This window comes from Streptomyces siamensis (genome assembly GCF_039543605.1).
Lineage (GTDB): Bacteria > Actinomycetota > Actinomycetes > Streptomycetales > Streptomycetaceae > Streptomyces > Streptomyces siamensis.
In genome coordinates, this window is record NZ_BAABKB010000002.1 from 1,012,532 (window position 1) to 1,033,229 (window position 20,698).

The following is a 20,698-nucleotide window of genomic DNA, read 5'->3' on the forward strand; positions in this document are numbered from 1 at the left end:
CGCCCGGGGTCCGCGTGGCGACGGGCGCCCGGGGTCCGCGCGGCGACCGGCACCCGGAGTCCGTGCCGAGGCCGGCACCCGCGGCCCGCACCCGTCATCCGCGCCGCGCCCCGCGCGCGGCGGCACGGTCGCGCAGGATCGAGGCGGTCTCCCGGTCCGCCGGGAGGAACGCCTCCAGGTGCAGTTCGGCGAGCGTGACGTCCACGGCCGTCGCGAAGGACGTCAGCGTCGTGAGGAGCCTCAACTCGCCCTCGGCGCACCGCAGTCGCAGCGGCACGGCGAAGCCGACGTAGTCCGTGGCGGGCTCGCTCGCCGGCACGTACCCGGCCAGCTCCCCGGCCAGCGCGTCGAGGAGCGGGTCGGGGCTGCGCAGGGCGCGGGCCCGCAGGCTCTCCACGATGTGCCGGCCCCACACGTCGAGGTTCACCACCCGCGGCCCCATGCCGCGCGGATGCAGCGCCAGCCGCAGTACGTTCACCGGGGGCGCGAGCAGTTCGGGCGCCGCGCCCTCCGTGAGCACGTCGAACGCCGCGTTGGCCGCGACGAGTTCACCCCGGGGCCCGCCACCACGGCCGGATACGGGAGGTGTCCTTCGAGGATGCCGTCCAGCGCCTCCCGTACGGGCTTCAGCGCGACCGCGTCCAGGGACGACTCGGTGAACGCCGGGGCGTAACCGGCGGCGAGGAGCAGCGCGTTGCGCTCGCGCAGGGTCAGCTCCAGCGACTCGGCGAGCCTGATCACGATCTCCCTGCCGGGCAGTGAACGCCCGCGCTCCATGAAACTGACGTACCGCTGCGTCGTCCCCGCGCGCGAGGCGAGCTCCAGCTGGCTCACCCGGCGCGCGGTGCGCCAGCGCAGCAACTCCCGTGCGAAGGCGGACGGTTCGGTCGCGTGGGTGCCGATGGTCATGGCTCAGTTGTACGCGACGGCTCGGACAGGGCCGCAGCCCGCGCGCCTCGCATGCCGCCCGCATGCCGCCGCGATTCGCGCGGGCCCTCCCCGGCGCGGACCAGCCGCCGTCGTCGGGACTCCGCGGACGCCCGACCGCAAGCCCGCCACGGACGCTACGGCCGCAAGCCCGCCACGGACGCTACGGCCGCAAGCCGGCCGCCTCGCGTGCGAGACGCTCGACCCGTCCCCAGTCCCGTGCCGCGACCGCGTCCGCGGGAAGCATCCAACTTCCGCCCACACAACCGACGTTCGGGAGGGCCAGGTACTGCGGTGCGGAGTCCGGCCCGATGCCGCCGGTCGGGCAGAACCGCGCCTGCGGCAGCGGGCCCGCCAGCGACTTGAGGTACGCCGTGCCGCCGGCCGCCTGCGCCGGGAAGAACTTCATCTCCCGCACCCCTCGCTCCAGCAGCGCCACGACCTCCGACGTCGTGGACACCCCGGGCAGGAACGGCACCCCGGACGTCGCCATGGCGGCCAGCAGCGCGTCCGTCCAGCCGGGGCTGACGAGGAAGCGGGCGCCCGCCGCCACCGAGTCCGCGACGTGCGCGGGGGAGAGGACCGTGCCCGCACCGACCACGGCGTCCGGGACCTCCGCGGCGATCGCCCGGATCGCGGGGAGGGCGGCCGGGGTCCGCAGCGTCACCTCGATCGCGGGCAGCCCGCCGGCGACCAGCGCCCGCGCGAGCGGGACGGCGTCGGCGACGTCCTCGACCACGACGACGGGGACGACCGGCGCGAGGTCCAGCACGGAGGCAGGCGAGAAGGAGGGCAGCGGCGAAGTCATGGCCTCATCCTGCCCGGGGTGTGCAACATGCGCAAAGGTCGTTGCGCATGTTGCAATTCTGTCGTGTCCACCCGGCGCGAGACGCCGCCGAGGCGTGCCCCGCCCTACCCGGCGCGAGGCGGCGCCGCGGCCCGGCTCAGTGGATCTCCCTCACCACCACGTCCAGCGCCCACGGCCTGCCCGCCCGGCCGGGTGCCTCCGCCTCCACCGTGTACCCGAGGTCCCGCAGGGCCTCCACCAGCTCCGCCGGGCCCTTGGGCGCGATACCGGCGCCGAGGAGGCTGCGCACGATCCTGCCCTTGGTCGCCTTGTTGAAGTGACTGACGACGGAGCGCTTCTCCACCCCGTCGACCAGCTGCGCGTGCAGCACCCGCACGGTCGCCGTCCGCCCCGCCACCTCGCCCTTCGGCTTCCACGCCGCCGTGTACGCGGAGGAACGCAGGTCCAGGACGAGCCCGTCGCCGGCCGCCTCGGGCAGCGCGGTGGCCATCGGAGTACGCCAGTGCGTGCCGAGCGCCCCGAGCCCCGGCAGCTTCACGCCCATCGAGCAGCGGTACGAGGGGATGCGGTCGGTCACCCGGACCGCGCCCCACAGCCCCGAGAACACCAGGAGCGAGCGGCTCGCGCGCCGCTTGGCCGACGCGTCCAGCGAACCCAGGTCCAGGGCGTCGTACAGGACACCCGTGTAGATCTCCCCGGCCGGCCGGGCCCCCGCGGCGCGCAGCTCCGTGTTCTTCGCGATCTCGCCGCGCAGCCCCTCGCTCAGCCCGAGGACCTCGCGGGCCTTCTCCTCGTCGCCCGCGCACAGGTCGACCAGCTCGTCCAGGACCGCCTGCCGTGCCTCGGTGAGACCGGGCAGGGACAGCGACTCCAGCTTCAGCGCGGCCCCCCTGCCGGAGGGGGCCTTGCCTTCGGAGGGCGGCAGCAGCACGAGCACGGTGGTGTTCTCCTAACGGTGGTGTGGCCCCGCGCCAGCCTAAAGGGTGCCGGGCCCACCGTTCCGCGCCCGGAGTGCCGCCCGGTGGCGCTCGTCCTACGCTCGACCCATGCCCCGACGTCACATGCGCGTCACCGGTGCACCGGAGGCTCCCCTGCGGGCCGCGCTCCGCGCGCTGCGCACCGAGCTGGGTGTGCCCGAAGGCTTCCCGCCCGACGTCCTGGAGGAGGCCGGGCACGCTCCCCGGCTGCCCTCCGACGACGCGACGGACATCCCCCTGTTCACCATCGACCCGCCGGGTTCCATGGACCTCGACCAGGCGATGCACCTGTCCCGGCGGCGCGGCGGTTACCGCGTCCGGTACGCCATCGCCGACGTCGCGGCCTTCGTCGCCCCCGGCGGCCCCCTCGACGCCGAGGCCCACCGGCGCGTGACCACGCTCTACTTCCCCGACGAGAGGGTGCCGCTGCACCCGGCAGCCCTGTCCGAGGACGCCGCCAGCCTGCTCCCGGACCGGATCCGTCCGGCCGTCCTGTGGACGATCGACCTCGACGCGGAAGGCCGTACGACGGCGACCGACGTCCACCGCGCCCTCGTACGCAGCCGAGCCCGGCTCGACTACAAGCATGCGCAGAAGCAGATCGGTGAGGGGAGGGCGGAGGAGTCCCTGGCCCTCCTCAAGGACATCGGGCAGGCACGCGAACGGCTGGAGGCCGAGCGCGGCGGCATCTCGCTCGACGTGCCCGAACAGGAGATCGTCGACGAGGACGGGACGTACGAACTCGTCTACCGCGCCCCGCTCCCCGCCGAGAGCTGGAACGCGCAGCTCTCCCTGCTCACCGGCATGGCGGCGGCCGAGCTGATGCTCTCGCACGGCACGGGGATCCTGCGAACGCTGCCCACCGCACCCGACGGCGCGGTGGGCCGGCTCCGCCGCACGGCCAAGGCCCTGCGCATCCGCTGGCCGCATCATGTCTCGTACGCGGAGCTGATCCGCTCCCTCGACCCGCACTGGCCGCACCACGCGGCCTTCCTCCAGGAGTGCACGACACTGCTGCGCGGCGCGGGCTACACCGTGTTCCGGGACGGCGTCCGACCGGAGACCACGATCCACTCCGCCGTCGCCGCCCCCTACGCCCATTGCACGGCCCCGTTGCGTCGGCTCGCCGACCGGTACGCGTCGGAGCTGTGCCTCGCGGCGGCCGCGGACCGGCCGCCACCCGAGTGGGTCCTCGCTGCCCTCGACGACCTCCCCGAGGTGATGGCGGAGGGCACCCGGCGCGCGGGCACCGTGGAGCGCGAGTGCGTCGACATCGTGGAGGCCGCGCTGCTGAAGGATCGCGTGGGCGACCTCTTCGAGGCCTGTGTGGTCGACGTACGGGACGACGAACCCACCGTCGGGACAGTGCAGTTGGAGTCCCCGGCGGTCTTCGCCCGGATCGCCGGGGGTACGACGGAACTCCCCCTGGGCGAACGCCTGCGGGTACGCCTCACCCAGGCGGACCCGGGCACGGCGAAGGTGGAGTTCGCGCCCGCGTGACCGCGCGGCCGGCCTCCCGCACGGGACGGCCGGCGTCGCCCGTCGAGCCGGCCGCCCGCCGTGTCCCCGCGTTCCTGACGGGGACCGGGATCGTGTGCCACGATCGAGGGAACGGTTCCCGATCTCATGGTCAGGTGGTCTTCCGGTGTCCCAGTCTGGCGAACGACCGAAGGAGGGGCGTGACATGACTGCCGTGGCGCACGAGCCCACCACGCCGGCCGAAGGCCTGCTGGACATCTTCCTGTCCCTCGACACCCCGGAGGGGTTCCGGGCCGAACTGATCGAGGGGGAGATCGTTGTGACACCGCCGCCGGACGGGGATCACGAGGACTACATCAACCGGATCATGAAACAAGTGATCAGGCGGTCCCGCACCGACATGGATTTCTCGGGGAACAAGGGCCTGAAATTGCGGAGCGGGGGCGGTTGCCCGAAGAATCATGTGATCCCGGACGGCACGTTCGCCCCCGCGAAGCTGCGGCTCTACCGGGGCGCCGACTCATGGATGCCGTGCGAGGGCGTCGCCATGGTCCTCGAAGTGACGTCGACGAAGCCCGAGGTCGACCGTGAGGCCAAACGCCGGTGCTACGCCCGCGGCGGCATCCCCCTCTACCTGCTCGTCGACCGCGACGCCTCCGCGATCACACTGTTCGGCGAGCCGGAGAACGACGACTACCGACGGCACTGCACCCTTCCCCTCGGCAAGCCCCTCTCCCTCCCGGAGCCCTTCGCCTTCGAACTGGACACGTCGGACTTCCTCTGACCGCCCGCGCGGCCTTCCGCACAGCGGCCCGCCCCGTTCGTCCGTGCCGCGGTCCGGCCACCCGCCCGCGGCATGGAAACGGGTCCTCCAGGCGTTGCACCCGCCAGGGAGGTGCGCGGTGGGCGGACGGGAGCAGGCGTTGTGGACCAGGGCGCGGCTGGGGCGCTGCGGGCCGCCGCTCGACCTCCTGACCGCCCGGTTCGACCGGCACGTCTACGCCCCGCACGCCCATGAGGAGTTCACCATCGGCGTCTGCGTCGGCGGGTCCGAGATCATCGACTACCGCGGCGGCCACATCCGCACCGGGCCCGGCTCGATCGTCGTCCTCGCGCCCGGCGAGATGCACACCGGCGGCCCCGGCAACGCCACCGACGGCTACGCCTACCGCGCCCTGTACGCCGAGCCCTCCCTGCTCGCCGACGGCACCCTCGGCGGCCTCCCGCACTTCCGCGAGCCGCTCCTCGACGACCCCGAGCTGGCCGCCGCGCTCCGCGCCGCCCACACCGAACTCAGCGCCTGCCCCGACCCCCTGGAAGCCGAATCCGTCCTCCCCTGGCTGCTCACGGGCCTCGCCCGCCGCCACTCCACGGCCCGCGCCGCGTGCGACACGGTCACCGGGGCGGCCCACATCGCCCGCGCGGTACGGGACCGCCTGGCCGACGAACTCCAGGAACCCCCCTCGCTCGCCGCGCTCGCCGCCGACCTGGGCCTGTCCCGCTACCAACTGCTGCGCGCCTTCCGCACGGCCACGGGGATACCGCCGTACGCCTGGCTGGCCCAGTACCGGGTGAACCGCGCCCGCGGGCTGCTGGACTCAGGGCTGCGCCCCGCCGAGGTCGCCCCGCTCGTGGGCTTCGCCGACCAGGCGCACCTGACCCGCTGGTTCCGGCGGGTGCTCGGCGTGACGCCGGCGGCGTACCGGGCGAGCGTGGCGGCGACGGCGTACCGCAACAGCGTTCAAGACTCCTGAGGGACCGGCGGCCGAAACTGCCCGCATGACTGCACGCGGCTGGTTTCTCTTCTCCCTCATGGGAGTGGTCTGGGGCATCCCCTACCTGATGATCAAGGTGGCGGTGGACGCCGTGTCCCCGTCCGCGGTGGTGTTCACGCGCTGTGCGCTCGGCGCCGCGCTACTGCTTCCCTTCGCGATACGGCAGGGCGGCCTGGCCCGCAACGTCCGCAACCACTGGCGCCCCATGCTGGCGTTCGCGTGCATCGAGATCATCGGCCCCTGGTGGACCCTGACCGACGCCGAACGCCACTTGTCGAGCTCCACGGCGGGTCTGCTGATCGCGGGCGTCCCCATCGTCGGCGTGCTCGCCGCCCGCCTCCTCGGCGACACGGAACGGCTCGGTGCCCGCCGCGTCACAGGCCTCGCCCTCGGCATGTCCGGCGTCGCGGTCCTCACCGTCCCGCACCTGACCGGCGGCGACGCCCGTTCCCTGGCCGAGGTGCTGCTCACGGTCGTCGGCTACGCGACGGCACCGGTGATCGCGGCCCGCCATCTGAAGGACGTGCCGTCGCTCCACCTCACGGCGCCCTGCCTGGCCCTCGCGGCGCTGGTCTACGCCCCCGCCGCGGCGGCCACCCGGCCCGACACGGTCCCGTCCGGGCAGGTCCTGGCCGCCCTCGCCGGCCTGGGCGTCGTCTGCACGGCGGTCGCCTTCGTCGCCTTCCTGGAACTCATCAAGGAGGCGGGCCCGACGAGGGCGACGGTGATCACGTACGTCAACCCTGCGGTCGCGGTGGCGGCCGGCGCCGTCTTCCTCGACGAAAGCCTGACCCCCGGCGTCCTCGCGGCCTTCGCCCTCATCCTGGCGGGCTCGGTCCTGGCCACGGCGACCGCCGGTCCTCGGCGCCCCGCCCGCCCGGTACCATGGTCGGCACGGCAGACGAGCCGGGCGGACGGCCGCGTGGAGGTCCTTGTGGACCTTCCCGAGGAACGTCCGGGCTCCACAGGGCAGGGTGGTGGCTAACGGCCACCCGGGGTGACCCGCGGGACAGTGCCACAGAAAGCAGACCGCCGGAGGCTTCGGCCCTCGGTAAGGGTGAAACGGTGGTGTAAGAGACCACCAGCGCCTGAGGTGACTCAGGCGGCTAGGTAAACCCCACCCGGAGCAAGGTCAAGAGGAGCCGCTGTGAAAGGCGGCTCTGCGCGGACGTTCGAGGGCTGCCCGCCCGAGTCCGCGGGTAGACCGCACGAGGCCGGCGGCAACGCCGGTCCTAGATGGATGGCCGTCTCCCCGGCCGCCGCGAGGCGACCGGGCGACAGAACCCGGCGTACAGCCCGACTCGTCTGCCTCTCAAGGATCTGACCTGGCCTTTTGGCCTGGGTGGGGCCTTTTCCGCGTTGGGCGCATCCCTCATTTTGCCCGCGCTCGGCCGAGCACGGTCGGATCGGTCGAGGGCGCTCGCGCATTATCTGTGAGCACCTCGAAGCCACCGGTGCCCACTGCCGCCTGATCAGCCATCACTTCGAGTACTGGGGCCTGCGGAGAGCATCTCGGTCGCGGCGCGCTCGACGTCCGCCTCCGACACAAGTACCAACTGAGCTGCTTTCCCCAGCGGGACGAAGCTGTCCACGCTCGTGACCCGTCTGATCGCCCCGGTGAATCCGGCATCGACCAGGGCGGTCACGACTCCCTCCGACACACCTCCCGTACGGCGGGTCTCGTCGACCACGAGGACGCGTCCCGTCGCACGGGCTTCCCGCAGCAGGTCGTCGAGCGGTAGGGGGGCCAGCCAGCGCAGGTCGACGACCCGGCCGGCGATGCCCTCTCGATCCAGTCGGCGTGCGGCTCGCAGGGAGATGGGGAGGCCGTTGCCGAAGGTCACGAGGGTCAGGTCTGTGCCTGTGCCGTAGGTGCGGGCCCGGCCGATCGGTACGTGGGCTGCGGGGGGCGGGTATGCCGCCAGCCAGGCGTTGTCGCCCTCCTCGTGGAGGTCTCGCGTGTGGTAGAGCGCGATCGGCTCCAGGAAGGCGCTGACCGTGCCGTCCACCTTCGCGGTCGCCACGCATGTGCGGAGCATCGCCGCCGCGTCGTCGGGGCGGGAGGGGGAGGCGATGACCAGGCCGGGGATGTCGCGCAGGGCGCCGAGCGCGTTGTCGTTGTGGAAGTGGCCACCGAAGCCGCGCTGGTAGCCGTAGCCGGCGATGCGGACCACAAGGGGGTTGCGGTACTGGCCCTGGGAGAAGAACTGGAGCGTGGCGGCCTCGCCTCGCAGTTGGTCTGCGGCGTTGTGCAGGTAGGCGAGGTATTGGATTTCGGGAACCGGCAGTAGTCCGGACAGGCCTGCCCCCAGCGCGAGGCCGAGGACGGACTGCTCGTCGAGCAGGGTGTCGAAGACCCGCGCGGTACCGAAACGCCGCTGGAGGCCCCGCGTCAGACCGTAGACCCCACCCTTGCGGCCGACGTCCTCGCCGAAGACGACCATCTCCGGGTGGCTGCCGAGCAGGTCGGCGAGTGTGTTGGTGATGGCCTGGGCGAATGTGACGGGCTCGCCCACGGGGGCTGTGGGTGGTTCGGTGGTACGGCGTGCCGTAGCCGCCACGAGGTCGGGGCGGCGGGGTGCGATGGGGGCAGTGATCTGCGCGACGGTGGTCAGGGGCTCGCTCTCCAGGGCCTCCTTGGCCACGGCGAACACCCGTCCGCTCACCTCGTCGTACCGGTCGAGAACCTGTTGCGGTGACAGGATGCCGGCCGCTGTGAGCAGCCGGGCCGTGGCCAGCAGCGGGTCACGTTCCAGGTCCGCGGCGATCTCGGACGGCGTGCGGTAGGCGGCTTCGGCGTCCGAGCCCGCGTGGCCGAGGAAACGCACCATCGACAGGTGCAGGAAGGCGGGCTGCCGGTTCTTGCGTACGTGGGTCACTGCCTCGCGCGCGGTGGCGAAGGCGGCTTGCGGATCGCAGCCGTCCGCGGCGAAGTAGGTGAGAGAAGGCCGGCTGCCGTAGGCCTGCCGCACCCAGTCGTGCGGTGTCGGGACGCTGATGCCCAGGCCGTTGTCCTCGCAGACGAACAGGATCGGCATCGGGAGGCCCTGGTAGGCCGCGTGGCAGGCGCTGTTGATGGCGCCCGCGGCCGTGGAGTGGTTCACGGAGGCGTCGCCGAAGGTGCAGCAGACCACGGCGTCGTCGGGCCAGGCGCACTCGGTGCCGAGGCGCTTGGCGCGGGCGATGCTCCATGCCACGCCGACGGCCCGGGGCAGGTGGGAGGCGATGGTCGACGTCTGCGGGACGACGGCCAGTTCGTGCCGCCCGAATACCTTGTGCCGTCCACCGGCGATCGGCTCCTCGGCCCCGGCGGCCACCCCCAGCAGCATGTCCCTGACCGCGTCGACACCGCCGGCCTGCCGGGCGCGGGCGCAGTAGAAGGCGCCGGATCGGTAGTGCAGTAGCGCCGGGTCGGTGGCGCGCAGGGCGAGGGCGAGTGCGGCGTTGCCCTCGTGCCCGCTCGATCCGATGGTGTAGTAACCGCGGCCCTGTTGCTGCATCCAGCGTGCGGCGGCGTCGGTGTGCCGGCTCTCCGACTGTGCGTCGAACAGGTCCAGTGCGGTGCCGGTGTCCAGTCCGCCGGCGTCGCGCAGCGGGATCGCCGTGTCCGCAGACCGTGGACCGGCTACCGACTCGCGGAAGTGCCGCTCCAGGTCCTCGACGGCGCTCACAGGCGGAAGGACAGGTCGGGCTCGAGCGCGGCCACGTCCATCTGCGCTTTCTGCAGACGACCGGAGTGGTCCCAGTTCATGGACTGCCAGCGGGTGAACTGGTCGAGCACCCACTGCCCCGACTGTCGACTGCCGTTGCCCGACTTGCCGTTGCCGCCGAAGGGAAGGTGGGCCTCGGCTCCGGAGGTGGTGTTGTTGACGCTGACCATGCCTGCGGAGATGCCGCGCCGGTACGTCCACACCTCGTGCGGATCGTTGGTGTAGATCGCGGCGGACAATCCGTAGCCATGGGCGTTGGCCAGATCGATGGCCTCATCGAAGTCCCGGTAGGTCGTCACTCCGACGATGGGACCGAAGGTCTCGTTGAGGAACAGGTCGTCGTCGCGGCGCACTCGGTCGACGATCACCGGGTGGTAGAACATGCCCGCCTCGGGGTCCCCGACGAAGCCCTTGCGCGGGTTGTCGGCCGTGATCCGCCCGATGCCGTCGGAGCCGTGGGTGCGGTGGTGGTCCTTGATCCAGCCGAGGAAGGTCTCGTAGCGCTGCGCGAAACGCTCGTCGAGCATCGGGCCGTAGAGGACGTCCTCGAACGCGTCGCCGATCCGGGCCGCGCGGCTCGCGGCGTCGAAGCGGGCGAGGAATTCCTCGTGCACCGACTCGTGCACGATGAGCGTCCCGAGGGAGGTGCAGCGCTGCCCCGCGGTGCCGAACCCGGAGAACAACGCCCCCTCGACCGCCAGGTCGAGGTGGGCGCTCGGGGTGATCACCTGGGGATTCTTGCCACCCAGCTCCAGGCACGGGGTCTGCAGGTGGCTCCCGCACAGGGCGCCGATCTTCCGGCCGACGAGCGTGGACCCCGTGAAGCCGACCTTGTCGACCAGGCCGGCGTCGAGGGAGGCCTCCAAACCGGCGTATGTCTGCTCCCCGTCGGCGAGGACGAGGTTGAGAACGCCGTCGGGCAAGCCCCCTCCGTGCACGAACAGCTCGAAGAGGGCCTTGGCGCTCGCGGCGGCGTACTCGGCGGGCTTCCACACCACGGTGTTGCCGGTCACGAGCGCCGGTACGAGGTACCAGGACGGCACGGCCACCGGGAAATTGCCGGCGGTGATCACAGCGACCGCGCCCATGGGGTTGCGGAAGGTGAACAGCTGCTTGTCCGGCATCTCCGAGGGCACCGTCTGCCCGTACAGCCGGCGCCCCTCGCCCAGGAAGAAGTCGCAGGTGTCGATGATCTCCTGGACCTCGCCGAGTGCCTCGGCCAGCGGCTTGCCGATCTCCTCGGTCACGATGCGGGCGAGCCGGTCCTTGTTCGCCTCGACGAGCCGGCCGATCTTTCCGATCGCGGACCCGCGCACCGGCGCCGGGACGTCCGCCCAGGACCGCTGAGCCGCCTTCGCGGCCCTGGCGGCCTCGACGAAGGTCGAGGCGTCCCCGAGAGAGACCTCGGTGACCACTTCGGCGGTACGACCGGGATTGGGGCGCCGCAGAGTCCCGCCGGGAGCGCCGGCGACCGGATGGCCGGCCACGATCGAGGCGACGGTACGGGCCATGTATTTGCCCTGCCTTTCGGGTGGGTTGGGCTGGGGTGGCTGGTACGGGGTCGGGTCGTACGGGCTCGTCCGGTACGGGTCAGTGGAGACCGGCGAGGATCCTGTCGAGGGCCCGCAGGGCGAACCCGAGATCGTCCCGGGTGATGGACAGGGCAGGGCGGAAGCGCACCGTACGCTCACCGCACGGCAATGCGATCACCTGTTCCTCGGTTCGCAGCCTGCGCACCACGTCGTCGCGCACGGCGCCGTCGGGCAGATCGATGGCGCACATCAGTCCGCGGCCTCGCGCGTTGGCCGCCATCGGGGTGTGCCGGACTTCGAGATCACGCAGTTCGGTCAGGAACCACGCTCCCACGGCAGCGGCATTGGCCACCAGGTCGTCCCTTTCGATGATCTCCAGGATGCGTCGGGCCCGGACCATGTCGACGAGTCCGCCGCCCCAGGTGGAGTTGATCCGCCCGGAGACCCGCAGGACGTTGTCGGGTACCTGGTCGACCCGGCGGCCGGCCATGATGCCGCCGAGCTGGACCTTCTTGGCGAAGGCGACGATATCCGGCTCGAGACCGAGTTGCTGGTAGGCCCAGGTGGTGCCGGTGATCCCCACCCCGGTCTGCACCTCGTCGAGCACGAACAGCGCGTCGTACTCGTGGCAGAGCGCCTGCATCGCCTGCAGGAACTCCGGGCGCATATGGTTGTCGCCGCCCTCGCCCTGGATCGGTTCGGCGATGAAGCAGGCGATGTCGTGCGGGTTGTCCTCGAACGCTTGCCGCGCCTGCGCGAGGGCCTCTCGCTCGGCCTCCTCGACCTCGGCGAGGTGGCGCTCGAGGGGGAAGCGCACCGCGGGTACGTCGATGCGCGGCCAGTCGAACTTCGGGAAGCGGGCCGTCTTGTTGGGCTCGGTGTTGGTCAGCGAGAGGGTGTACCCGCTGCGGCCGTGGAACGCCTTCCGAAGGTGGAGCACCTTGGTGCCGAGCTCGGGGGAGCGGCCTGCGGCCTCGTTGCGGCGGCTCTTCCAGTCGAACGCGGTCTTGAGCGCGTTCTCGACGGCGAGCGCCCCGCCCTCGACGAAGAACAGTCTCGGCAGGTCCGGATCGCCCAGCACCCGGGCGAACGTCTCGACGAACTCGGCGTAGTGCGTGGTGTAGACGTCGGGGTTGGCGGGCTTGTTCGCCGCCACTTGTGCGAGGAGGGTCATGAACTCCGGGTCGTCCACGATGCCCCGCGCGTTGAGCCCCAGCGGGGCGGACGCGAAGAAGGAGTAGAGGTCGAGGAACTTCGCACCGGTGCGCGCGTCGATGATCCACGAGCCCTGGCTGTCGAGCAGGTCGAGCACAAGCTTGAAACCGTCGGTCAGCACATGTCGGCCGAGCCTCTCGTGCACCTCGTCGGGGTGGACTGTCGACACTGCGGCAACCGTCATGGAGGCACCTACTCTCGATAGCCGTCTACCGAAGAAACTTCGTTGAACGCGAGAATCAGCGAAAATATTTTAGATATGGGGCGGTCGAGGCTGCAAGGCTTCGTGCAGCGGTAGATGCGGATGCGTCGCGCCTGCCCCCGGCGGGGTGGTGCCCGCGATCTTCCGCACCGACGGAACGCGGGTCTGGTCCGACCGGATCGCCCACTGCCTCGACCGGTACGGGTACGCACCCCACCCCGGGCTGCGGCGGCACTTCGCCACGCGGCAGGAGCCGCCGCCGCAGGTCACCGCCCGGGTGTGCGGTCAAAGGGGCAGGCTGGTGTTCGCCGAGCCCGCGCCCGCGTCATGCCGGCCCGCACGCACCGAAATCTCGATCATGCGGCGCGGAAAACCGGGTAGGCACCCGGAAGTACCGCTCGATCCGGCCCCCGCCGGCCGTCGCGCGGCAGACAACGTCACGTCCCCTCGGCGGTCGCACCCCGCGATCCGGGTGATCCGGGTGGTCATATCCGGATGTGCCCCACCCGAGTGACGCGAGTTACATGGCACCGGGGGGCCCGCATCGACACGATGGGGGGCGTCACCGGCAGGCTGAAGGGATCCAAGGATGTTCCGCAAGGTGCTGGTCGCCAACCGCGGTGAGATCGCGATTCGCGCGTTCCGGGCCGGCTTCGAGCTGGGCGCGAGAACCGTCGCCGTCTTCCCGCACGAGGACCGCAACTCGTTGCACCGGCTCAAGGCCGACGAAGCGTACGAGATCGGTGAGCCAGGGCACCCCGTGCGCGCCTACCTCTCCGTCGAGGAGATCGTCCGGGCCGCGCGCCGGGCGGGCGCGGACGCGGTCTACCCGGGATACGGGTTCCTGTCCGAGAACCCCGACCTGGCCCGCGCGTGCGAGGAAGCGGGCATCACGTTCGTCGGCCCCAGCGCCGACACCCTGGAACTCACCGGCAACAAGGCCCGCGCCGTGGCCGCCGCCCGCGCGGCCGGCGTTCCGGTGCTGGGCTCCTCGGCGCCCTCCACCGACGTGGACGAACTGGTCCGCGCCGCGGACGAGGTCGGCTTCCCCGTGTTCGTCAAGGCGGTCGCGGGCGGCGGCGGGCGCGGCATGCGCCGCGTCGAGGACCCCGCGTCGCTGCGCGACGCCATCGAGGCGGCGGCCCGCGAGGCGGCGTCCGCGTTCGGCGACCCGACGGTCTTCCTGGAGAAGGCCGTCGTCGAACCCCGCCACATCGAGGTGCAGATCCTCGCCGACGGGCAGGGCGGCGTCATCCACCTCTACGAGCGAGACTGTTCGCTCCAGCGCCGCCACCAGAAGGTCATCGAGATCGCGCCCGCGCCGAACCTCGACCCCGAACTGCGGGACCGGATCTGCGCCGACGCGGTGCGGTTCGCCCGCGAGATCGGCTACCGCAACGCCGGCACCGTCGAGTTCCTGCTCGACCGCGACGGCAACCACGTCTTCATCGAGATGAACCCGCGCATCCAGGTCGAGCACACGGTGACCGAGGAGGTCACCGATGTCGACCTGGTCCAGGCCCAGATGCGTATCGCGGCCGGCGAGAACCTGGCCGACCTCGGGCTGTCGCAGGAGAGCATCACCCTGCGCGGTGCCGCGCTCCAGTGCCGTATCACCACCGAGGACCCGGCCAACGGTTTCCGCCCCGACACCGGACGCATCAGCGCCTACCGCTCGCCCGGCGGCTCGGGCATCCGCCTGGACGGCGGCACCACCCACGCGGGTACCGAGATCAGCGCACACTTCGACTCGATGCTCGTCAAACTCACCTGCCGCGGCCGGGACTTCAAGGCCGCGATCGGCCGTGCCCGGCGCGCGGTCGCCGAGTTCCGCATCCGCGGCGTCGCCACCAACATCCCCTTCCTCCAGGCGGTGCTGGACGACCCGGACTTCCGGGAAGGGCGGGTGACGACGTCGTTCATCGAGCAGCGCCCGCAGCTGCTCACCGCACGCCACTCCGCCGACCGCGGCACCAAGCTGCTCACCTATCTCGCCGACGTCACCGTGAACAAGCCGCACGGCGAGCGGCCCCAACTGATCGACCCCGTCACCAAACTGCCCCCGCTGCCCGCCGGCGAGCCGCCCGCCGGTTCCCGGCAGCGCCTGACCGAACTGGGGCCCGAGGGGTTCGCGCGGTGGCTGCGCGAGTCGCCGGCCATCGGCGTCACGGACACCACGTTCCGCGACGCGCACCAGTCGCTGCTGGCCACCCGCGTTCGGACCAAGGACATGCTCGCCGTCGCCCCGGTGGTGGCACGCACCCTGCCGCAGCTGCTGTCCCTGGAGTGCTGGGGCGGCGCCACCTACGACGTCGCCCTGCGCTTCCTCGCCGAGGACCCGTGGGAGCGGCTCGCCGCCATCCGCGAGGAAGTCCCCAACATCTGTCTCCAGATGCTGCTGCGCGGACGCAACACGGTCGGCTACACGCCGTACCCCACCGAGGTGACGGACGCGTTCGTCCAGGAGGCCGCGGCCACCGGCATCGACATCTTCCGGATCTTCGACGCCCTGAACGACGTCGGGCAGATGCGGCCGGCCATCGAGGCCGTACGCGAGACCGGGACGGCCGTCGCCGAGGTCGCCCTCTGCTACACCTCGGACCTGTCCGACCCCTCCGAGAAGCTCTACACCCTCGACTACTACCTCCGCCTCGCCGAGCAGATCGTCGCCGCCGGCGCGCACGTCCTGGCCGTCAAGGACATGGCGGGCCTGCTGCGCGCCCCGGCCGCGGCGACGCTCGTCTCGGCGCTGCGCCGCGAGTTCGACCTGCCGGTGCACGTCCACACGCACGACACCGCGGGCGGCCAGCTCGCGACCTACCTCGCCGCGATCCAGGCCGGGGCGGACGCCGTGGACGGCGCGGTGGCGTCGATGGCGGGCACCACCTCGCAGCCGTCGCTGTCGGCGATCGTCGCCGCCACCGACCACTCCGCGCGGCCGACCGGACTCGACCTCCAGGCGGTCGGGGACCTGGAGCCGTACTGGGAGAGCGTGCGCCGGGTCTACGCCCCGTTCGAGGCGGGCCTCGCCTCGCCGACCGGGCGCGTCTACCACCACGAGATCCCCGGCGGACAGCTGTCCAACCTGCGGACCCAGGCCGTCGCGCTGGGCCTCGGCGACCGCTTCGAGGACATCGAGAAGATGTACGCCGCCGCCGACCGCATCCTCGGCCGGCTGGTGAAGGTCACCCCGTCGTCGAAGGTGGTCGGCGACCTGGCACTGCACCTGGTGGGCGCCGGGGTGTCGCCGGACCGGTTCGAGGAGACACCGGACCGGTTCGACATCCCCGACTCCGTCATCGGCTTCCTGCGCGGCGAGCTCGGCAACCCGCCCGGGGGATGGCCGGAGCCGTTCCGCAGCAAGGCCCTCCAGGGCCGGGCCGACCCCAAGCCCGTGCAGGAGCTGAGCGCCGAGGACCGTACGGCGCTGGACAAGGACCGCCGCGCGACGCTCAACCGGCTGCTGTTCCCCGGCCCGACACGGGACTTCGAGACGCACCGGCAGAACTACGGCGACACCGGTGTGCTGGAGAGCAAGGACTTCTTCTACGGTCTGCGCCCCGGCACGGAGTACGCCGTCGACCTGGAGCCCGGTGTGCGGCTGCTCATCGCGCTGGAGGCGGTGGGCGACGCCGACGAACGCGGCATGCGCACGGTGATGTCGACGCTCAACGGCCAGCTGCGGCCCATCCAGGTCCGCGACACCGCCGCCGCCTCCGACGTCCCGGTGACCGAGAAGGCCGACCGCGGCAACTCCGGCCATGTCGCCGCCCCGTTCGCCGGAGTGGTGACGCTGGTGGTCGCCGAGGGCGACCAGGTGGAGGCCGGGGCCACGGTGGCCACGATCGAGGCGATGAAGATGGAGGCGGCGATCACCGCCGGGCGGTCCGGCACGGTGTCCCGGCTCGCCATCAACAAGGTGCAGCAGGTGGAGGGCGGCGACCTCCTCGTCGAGATCGGCTGACCGCACCACCGCGGGAACACGAGCGCACCGGCACCGGAGACCTCTCCCGTGCCGGTGCGCTCGTGCCGCGTCAGCCGGTGACCGTGAACCAGGTGGCCCGCGACTTCTTCCACTCGGGGTGGGTGAGGTCCTTGGCCTCGACGCCGTCGCCGTACAGGTCGGCGGAGCCGTCGTCGGTGATCAGCTGGGCGCGGGCGCCGGGCACGCCGAGGTCGGGGACGTCGACGACCGACTCCCAGCCGCCCGGGTCCGAGGTCGGCAGATCGAGGCGCTTGACCGGGGCGTGGGCCGGGTCGCCGTCCCAGGAGTAGAGGGCGTACGGGTCGGAGTTGTCGTCGGCGGCCCAGGAACCGGCGACGATCAGGTACTGGTTCGCTGCGTTCTTGCGGATGTCACGGACCGAGAGGCCGCCGAGGTCCATCTCGATCGGCGTGCCGAAGACCGCCGACGCGCCGCTGCCCACCATCTTGTCGATGTTCGTGACCGGCACGAGGAGCGCCTTGCCGCCGGGGACCGCGGGGGCGAGGGGCGCGCGGAAGCCGAGGTACGCGGTCGTCGTGGAGCCGGGCGCGAACTCCAGGCCCTCCACGTTGAACCCGTCGATCTGCTTGGGGATCTGCCCTGTGGCGGTGCCGGCCGCGAAGCCGTAGCGGTTGCCGTTCGCCTTGTCCCAGGCGACGAGGTTGTCACGGAGCTTCGCGTACGAGCCGCCGTACGTCAGGGCGGTGGACGCCCCGGACCCGGCCACCTTGGTCGTGAAGACCGTGTTGCGGGCCGACTTGTACTCGCCGTCCTTGTTGTTGCCCAGCGAGCCCGTCCAGTAGATGGTGTCGCCGACGCGCGCGGCGCCCTCGATGTCGATCTCCTTGGAGACACCGATCCGGGAGCTGAAGTCCCAGGTCCTGACGGGCGCCCCGGACGCCGAACGGTCGTACAGGCGCAGGGTGTTGGACTCGTCGTCCGCGACGACCGCGTAGCCGCCGCCCACGTCGACGGCGGCGGACGCGTCACTCGAACCGGTCAGGTAGCGGCTGTCCGCGGCCCGCTGGACGGCGGCGGACGCCGCGTAGTGCAGGGTCTTCGTGGCCGTCTGCCCGTCCACGCCGGTCACCTGCACGGTCAGGTCGGTGTAGCCGCGGCCGCGCGCGGCGACGGCGACCTGCCGGGTGGCGCCGGTTCCGGTGACGGTGGCGTCCGTCGCCGTCGCCACGGAGGTCTTGCTGCTCCTGGTCACCGTGACGGTGAGCGCGCCCGCGTCGGCACCGCTCTGAGCGACCGTCACGTTCACGACCGGGTCCCCACTGGCGCCCACCGCGCCGGACAGGTACGACGCCGAGAGCGTGAGGCTCGGGGTGCCGTAACTCGCCGCCTGCGCCTGGCTTCCCATACTCATGGCGGCGAGCGTGAGCACTCCGCCCAGCACGGCGACCGCCCGGCGGCCTGAGGGGAGAAGGTAGTCCTGCACTGGGACCCTTTCGTCGACGAGATGTCGACGAGAAGGCTCAGCCGCGCCCGCCAACTCCACGCTGCGCGCGCACGTCTGAACGGTGAACAGATTCGGACGGCGTCAGGTCGCGGGAGCCGTGCCCCCGCCGAGCGACCGGTGCGCCACCCTCGCCAGATGGGCGGCGAAGACCTCGCGCGTGTCCGGCGTCAGCGTGCGCAGCGCCACCAGTGCCGTGATGACGACGTCGCACAGCTCCGACTGGACGTCGTCCCAGCCGTGGGTGGTCCCCTTACGCGGGTTCTGGCCCGTCGCGCCGATCACCGCCTGGGCGACCTCGCCGACCTCCTCCGACAGTTTCAGGATGCGCAGGAGCAGGCCGTCGGCGCCGTCGACCGGCCTGTTCGCGTCGAGCCAGGCGTACAGGCCGTCGATCGTGCCCCAGACCTCTTCGTCAGTCATGGGATCAGCTTCCCGCAGCCTGTCCGGGGAGCGGGCGCCGCCCCCGCGAGGCCCGCCGCCGCACCGTGCGGGCGTACGGCCCGCGGCTACTCGTCGAACAGCGTCTCCTGCTCGCCCTCCGCGGCCCGGCGCACCCGCTTGTTCCGTGCGCCCACCACCACGGCCGTCACGGCCGCCGTCGCGCCGAGCGCCAACGGCACCATCCAGCCGCGGTTGACCGTGTGACGCAGCAGATGGTCCAGGGACAGCCGGCCGGGGCCCGTCACCGCGAGGCCTGCCGCGGTGAGCCCGAGCGAGGCCGCGTACTCGTAGCCGCCGTTGTTCGCGAAGAACCCGTTCGGCATGTGGACCGCCGCCGCGCCCGCCATCGCGCCGGCCGCGGCGGCACCGGCCGCGGGCGTCGCGAGGCCCAGCATCAGCAGCGTGCCGCCACCCGCCTCCGCCAGTCCCGCCGCGGTCGCGCTCGCCCTCCCGGGCGCATAGCCCATGGTCTCCATGGCGGCGCCGGTCCCCTCCAGACCGCCCCCGCCGAACCAGCCGAACAGCTTCTGCGTGCCGTGCGCGGCGAGCACCCCACCGGTCCCCAGACGGAGCAGCAGCAGTCCCAGATCGGTTCGGTCGGCACAGGTGCCGGTACAGGTCACGGTGACTCCCAGGGCAGACGGCGGTGGCAACAGTCCCTCCCGTGTCCCCACCGTCGCACCGAACCCGGGCCCGCGGCGTGCCCGGGCCGCCGTTCGGGTGGCGGCCCGCAGGGACCGGTGTGACTCTGTCTGGCATGACGATTCAGGTAGCGAAACTCAGCGACCCGGCCGTCCGGGCCTTCGTCACCGCCGTGAACGCCCACGACCGTGAGGCCTTCAAGGCAGTCCTGTCGCCCGGCGCCACGATGTCCGACGACGGCTCCGACCGGGACCTCGACGACTGGACCGACCGGGAGATCTTCTCCACCCACGGCCACATGGACGTCGACAACGAGTCCGACGGCGGTCGCGCCCTCATCGCCCGCTACAGCAACGACACCTGGGGCGAGATGAAGACGAAGTGGAGGTTCACCGTCGACGACGGCAAGATCTCCCGCTTCGAGACCGGCCAGGCATAACGGCCCTTACCCGCCGGATACTTGCCTTGGCGTGCGCTCCAACTCCTAGCGTCGCGGGACATGGAGCGCATCGAGAAGCAGAGCACGCAGACCCGGACGCTGGGCCGTGCCGGGATCGAGGTCAGTGCCCTCGGTTTCGGCTGCTGGGCCATCGGCGGCGAGTGGGCGACACCCGACGGGCAGCCCCTGGGCTGGGGCAAGGTCGACGACGAGGAGTCCGTACGGGCGGTGCGGCGCGCCCTCGACCTCGGAGTGACGTTCTTCGACACGGCCGACGCGTACGGCGCGGGCCACAGCGAGCGTGTGCTCGCGCGTGCTCTGGGCAAGCGGCGGGCCGACGTGGTCGTCGCCACCAAGTGGGGCAACGTCGTCGACGAGGAGCGCCGGCTGCTGACGGGCAACGACGACTCCCCGGCCTACGCCCGCCGCGCGCTGACGGCCTCACTGCGCCGCCTGGACACCGACTACGTCGACCTGTACCAGCTGCACCTGTCCGACGCCGACCCGGAGCGCGGAGCCGAACTCCGTGACGTCTGCGAGGAGTTCGTATGCGAAGGGCTGATCCGCGGCTACGCGTGGAGCACGGACGACCCCGCGCGCGCGGCCGTCTTCGCCGAGGGTGAGCACTGCGCGGCCGTGCAGCACCGGCTCAACGTCCTCCAGGACGCGCCCGAACTGCTGCTGCTCTGCGAGGAGTCGGGGCTCGCCAGCATCAACCGCAGCCCGCTGGCGATGGGCCTGCTGACAGGGAAGCACACGGCGGGACGCGCACTGGAAGCGGGCGACATCCGCAATGCGCCGCCCGCCTGGCTGCCGGGCTTCACGGAGCGGCACGGCGCCGACCCGGAATGGCTCGCCCGGGTCGACGCCCTCAGGGAGATCCTCACCAGCGGCGGCCGGACCCTCGCCCAGGGCGCCCTGGCCTGGCTGTGGGCGCGCAGCCCCCGCACCGTCCCGATCCCGGGGTTCCGTTCGGTGGCCCAGGCCGAGGAGAACGCGGGCGCGATCGCCGAGGGGCCGCTCACCGCCGGACAGCTGGCCGAGGTGGACCGGCTGCTGGGACGCTGAGCGGCCCACGCCGCCGGGACCGGTCCGGGAGCC

The 20,698-nt window shown here is 72.1% G+C and carries 14 protein-coding genes, 1 other RNA gene and 2 pseudogenes; 8 read left to right on the forward strand and 9 right to left on the reverse strand.

Annotated elements, in window-relative coordinates; genetic code table 11:
• Nucleotides 1-94: 94 nt before the first annotated feature.
• From ABEB03_RS07245 to yaaA, 3 genes and pseudogenes are all read right to left on the reverse strand, one after another.
• Nucleotides 95-909: pseudogene (locus tag ABEB03_RS07245) on the reverse strand (helix-turn-helix domain-containing protein).
• A 181-nt stretch (nt 910-1,090) separates the two neighbouring features.
• A complete protein-coding gene (eda, locus tag ABEB03_RS07250; RefSeq protein ID WP_345643021.1) occupies nt 1,091-1,735 on the reverse strand; it encodes a bifunctional 4-hydroxy-2-oxoglutarate aldolase/2-dehydro-3-deoxy-phosphogluconate aldolase in 645 nt (214 codons plus the stop codon).
• A gap of 136 nt (nt 1,736-1,871) precedes the next feature.
• On the reverse strand, nt 1,872-2,672 hold the full coding sequence (yaaA, locus tag ABEB03_RS07255) for a peroxide stress protein YaaA (protein WP_345643024.1): 801 nt from the start codon (nt 2,670-2,672) through the stop codon (nt 1,872-1,874).
• Between the two features lie 109 nt (nt 2,673-2,781).
• Between yaaA and ABEB03_RS07260 the strand changes: the two genes are divergently transcribed.
• The 5 genes and pseudogenes from ABEB03_RS07260 to rnpB all read left to right on the forward strand — a co-directional run bounded on the left by ABEB03_RS07260 (nt 2,782) and on the right by rnpB (nt 7,274).
• Entirely contained in the window at nt 2,782-4,212 is a 1,431-nt protein-coding gene (locus tag ABEB03_RS07260) for an RNB domain-containing ribonuclease (protein ID WP_345643027.1), read from the forward strand.
• A gap of 184 nt (nt 4,213-4,396) precedes the next feature.
• Entirely contained in the window at nt 4,397-4,975 is a 579-nt protein-coding gene (locus tag ABEB03_RS07265; protein WP_345643031.1) for a Uma2 family endonuclease, read from the forward strand.
• 118 nt (nt 4,976-5,093) lie between these two features.
• Nucleotides 5,094-5,945, forward strand: a complete 852-nt coding sequence (locus tag ABEB03_RS07270; protein WP_345643036.1) for an AraC family transcriptional regulator — start codon at nt 5,094-5,096, stop codon at nt 5,943-5,945.
• 88 nt (nt 5,946-6,033) lie between these two features.
• A pseudogene (locus ABEB03_RS45300) lies at nt 6,034-6,750 on the forward strand (DMT family transporter); the annotation flags it as partial.
• A 118-nt stretch (nt 6,751-6,868) separates the two neighbouring features.
• An RNA gene (gene rnpB, locus ABEB03_RS07280) (RNase P RNA component class A) lies at nt 6,869-7,274 on the forward strand.
• Nucleotides 7,275-7,438: 164 nt separating this feature from the next.
• Here the strand turns inward: rnpB and ABEB03_RS07285 are convergent.
• The 3 genes from ABEB03_RS07285 to lat all read right to left on the reverse strand — a co-directional run bounded on the left by ABEB03_RS07285 (nt 7,439) and on the right by lat (nt 12,607).
• Nucleotides 7,439-9,637: a thiamine pyrophosphate-dependent enzyme gene (locus tag ABEB03_RS07285; protein WP_345643042.1), complete on the reverse strand. Its 2,199-nt coding sequence runs from the start codon at nt 9,635-9,637 to the stop codon at nt 7,439-7,441.
• Complete coding sequence (locus tag ABEB03_RS07290) at nt 9,634-11,187, reverse strand: aldehyde dehydrogenase family protein (protein ID WP_345643045.1); 1,554 nt, start codon at nt 11,185-11,187, stop codon at nt 9,634-9,636. Before ABEB03_RS07290 ends, ABEB03_RS07285 begins: the two co-directional genes overlap by 4 nt.
• Before the next feature lie 79 nt (nt 11,188-11,266).
• A complete protein-coding gene (gene lat / locus ABEB03_RS07295; RefSeq protein ID WP_345643048.1) occupies nt 11,267-12,607 on the reverse strand; it encodes an L-lysine 6-transaminase in 1,341 nt (446 codons plus the stop codon).
• 607 nt (nt 12,608-13,214) lie between these two features.
• On the opposite strand from lat, the gene ABEB03_RS07300 reads away from it, so the two are divergent.
• A complete protein-coding gene (locus ABEB03_RS07300; RefSeq protein ID WP_345643051.1) occupies nt 13,215-16,589 on the forward strand; it encodes a pyruvate carboxylase in 3,375 nt (1,124 codons plus the stop codon).
• Between the two features lie 70 nt (nt 16,590-16,659).
• Here ABEB03_RS07300 and ABEB03_RS07305 read toward each other — a convergent pair whose 3' ends face one another.
• From ABEB03_RS07305 to ABEB03_RS07315, 3 genes are all read right to left on the reverse strand, one after another.
• The gene (locus tag ABEB03_RS07305; protein ID WP_345643055.1) at nt 16,660-17,982 is read right to left on the reverse strand and encodes a hypothetical protein; all 1,323 of its coding nucleotides are present in this window, start codon (nt 17,980-17,982) and stop codon (nt 16,660-16,662) included.
• Between the two features lie 174 nt (nt 17,983-18,156).
• Nucleotides 18,157-18,495 carry a MazG-like family protein gene (locus ABEB03_RS07310; protein WP_345643058.1) on the reverse strand — a complete coding sequence of 113 codons (339 nt, stop codon included), beginning with the start codon at nt 18,493-18,495 and terminating at the stop codon, nt 18,157-18,159.
• Between the two features lie 86 nt (nt 18,496-18,581).
• Nucleotides 18,582-19,139, reverse strand: a complete 558-nt coding sequence (locus ABEB03_RS07315) for a DoxX family protein (protein ID WP_345643061.1) — start codon at nt 19,137-19,139, stop codon at nt 18,582-18,584.
• Nucleotides 19,140-19,273: 134 nt separating this feature from the next.
• Between ABEB03_RS07315 and ABEB03_RS07320 the strand changes: the two genes are divergently transcribed.
• Together ABEB03_RS07320 and ABEB03_RS07325 are read left to right on the forward strand one after the other, a co-directional pair.
• A complete protein-coding gene (locus ABEB03_RS07320) occupies nt 19,274-19,597 on the forward strand; it encodes a nuclear transport factor 2 family protein (protein WP_345643064.1) in 324 nt (107 codons plus the stop codon).
• Between the two features lie 60 nt (nt 19,598-19,657).
• Nucleotides 19,658-20,665: an aldo/keto reductase gene (locus tag ABEB03_RS07325; protein WP_345643066.1), complete on the forward strand. Its 1,008-nt coding sequence runs from the start codon at nt 19,658-19,660 to the stop codon at nt 20,663-20,665.
• The last annotated feature ends 33 nt before the right edge of the window (nt 20,666-20,698 follow it).

Coding starts and splice junctions, on each gene's coding strand:
- eda (WP_345643021.1), bottom strand. CDS start 1,735: ATGACTTCGCCGCTGCCCTCCTTCTCGCCTGCCTCCGTGCTGGACCTC.
- ABEB03_RS07260 (WP_345643027.1), top strand. CDS start 2,782: ATGCCCCGACGTCACATGCGCGTCACCGGTGCACCGGAGGCTCCCCTG.
- ABEB03_RS07265 (WP_345643031.1), top strand. CDS start 4,397: ATGACTGCCGTGGCGCACGAGCCCACCACGCCGGCCGAAGGCCTGCTG.
- ABEB03_RS07290 (WP_345643045.1), bottom strand. CDS start 11,187: ATGGCCCGTACCGTCGCCTCGATCGTGGCCGGCCATCCGGTCGCCGGC.
- lat (WP_345643048.1), bottom strand. CDS start 12,607: ATGACGGTTGCCGCAGTGTCGACAGTCCACCCCGACGAGGTGCACGAG.
- ABEB03_RS07300 (WP_345643051.1), top strand. CDS start 13,215: ATGTTCCGCAAGGTGCTGGTCGCCAACCGCGGTGAGATCGCGATTCGC.
- ABEB03_RS07305 (WP_345643055.1), bottom strand. CDS start 17,982: ATGAGTATGGGAAGCCAGGCGCAGGCGGCGAGTTACGGCACCCCGAGC.
- ABEB03_RS07310 (WP_345643058.1), bottom strand. CDS start 18,495: ATGACTGACGAAGAGGTCTGGGGCACGATCGACGGCCTGTACGCCTGG.
- ABEB03_RS07320 (WP_345643064.1), top strand. CDS start 19,274: ATGACGATTCAGGTAGCGAAACTCAGCGACCCGGCCGTCCGGGCCTTC.
- ABEB03_RS07325 (WP_345643066.1), top strand. CDS start 19,658: ATGGAGCGCATCGAGAAGCAGAGCACGCAGACCCGGACGCTGGGCCGT.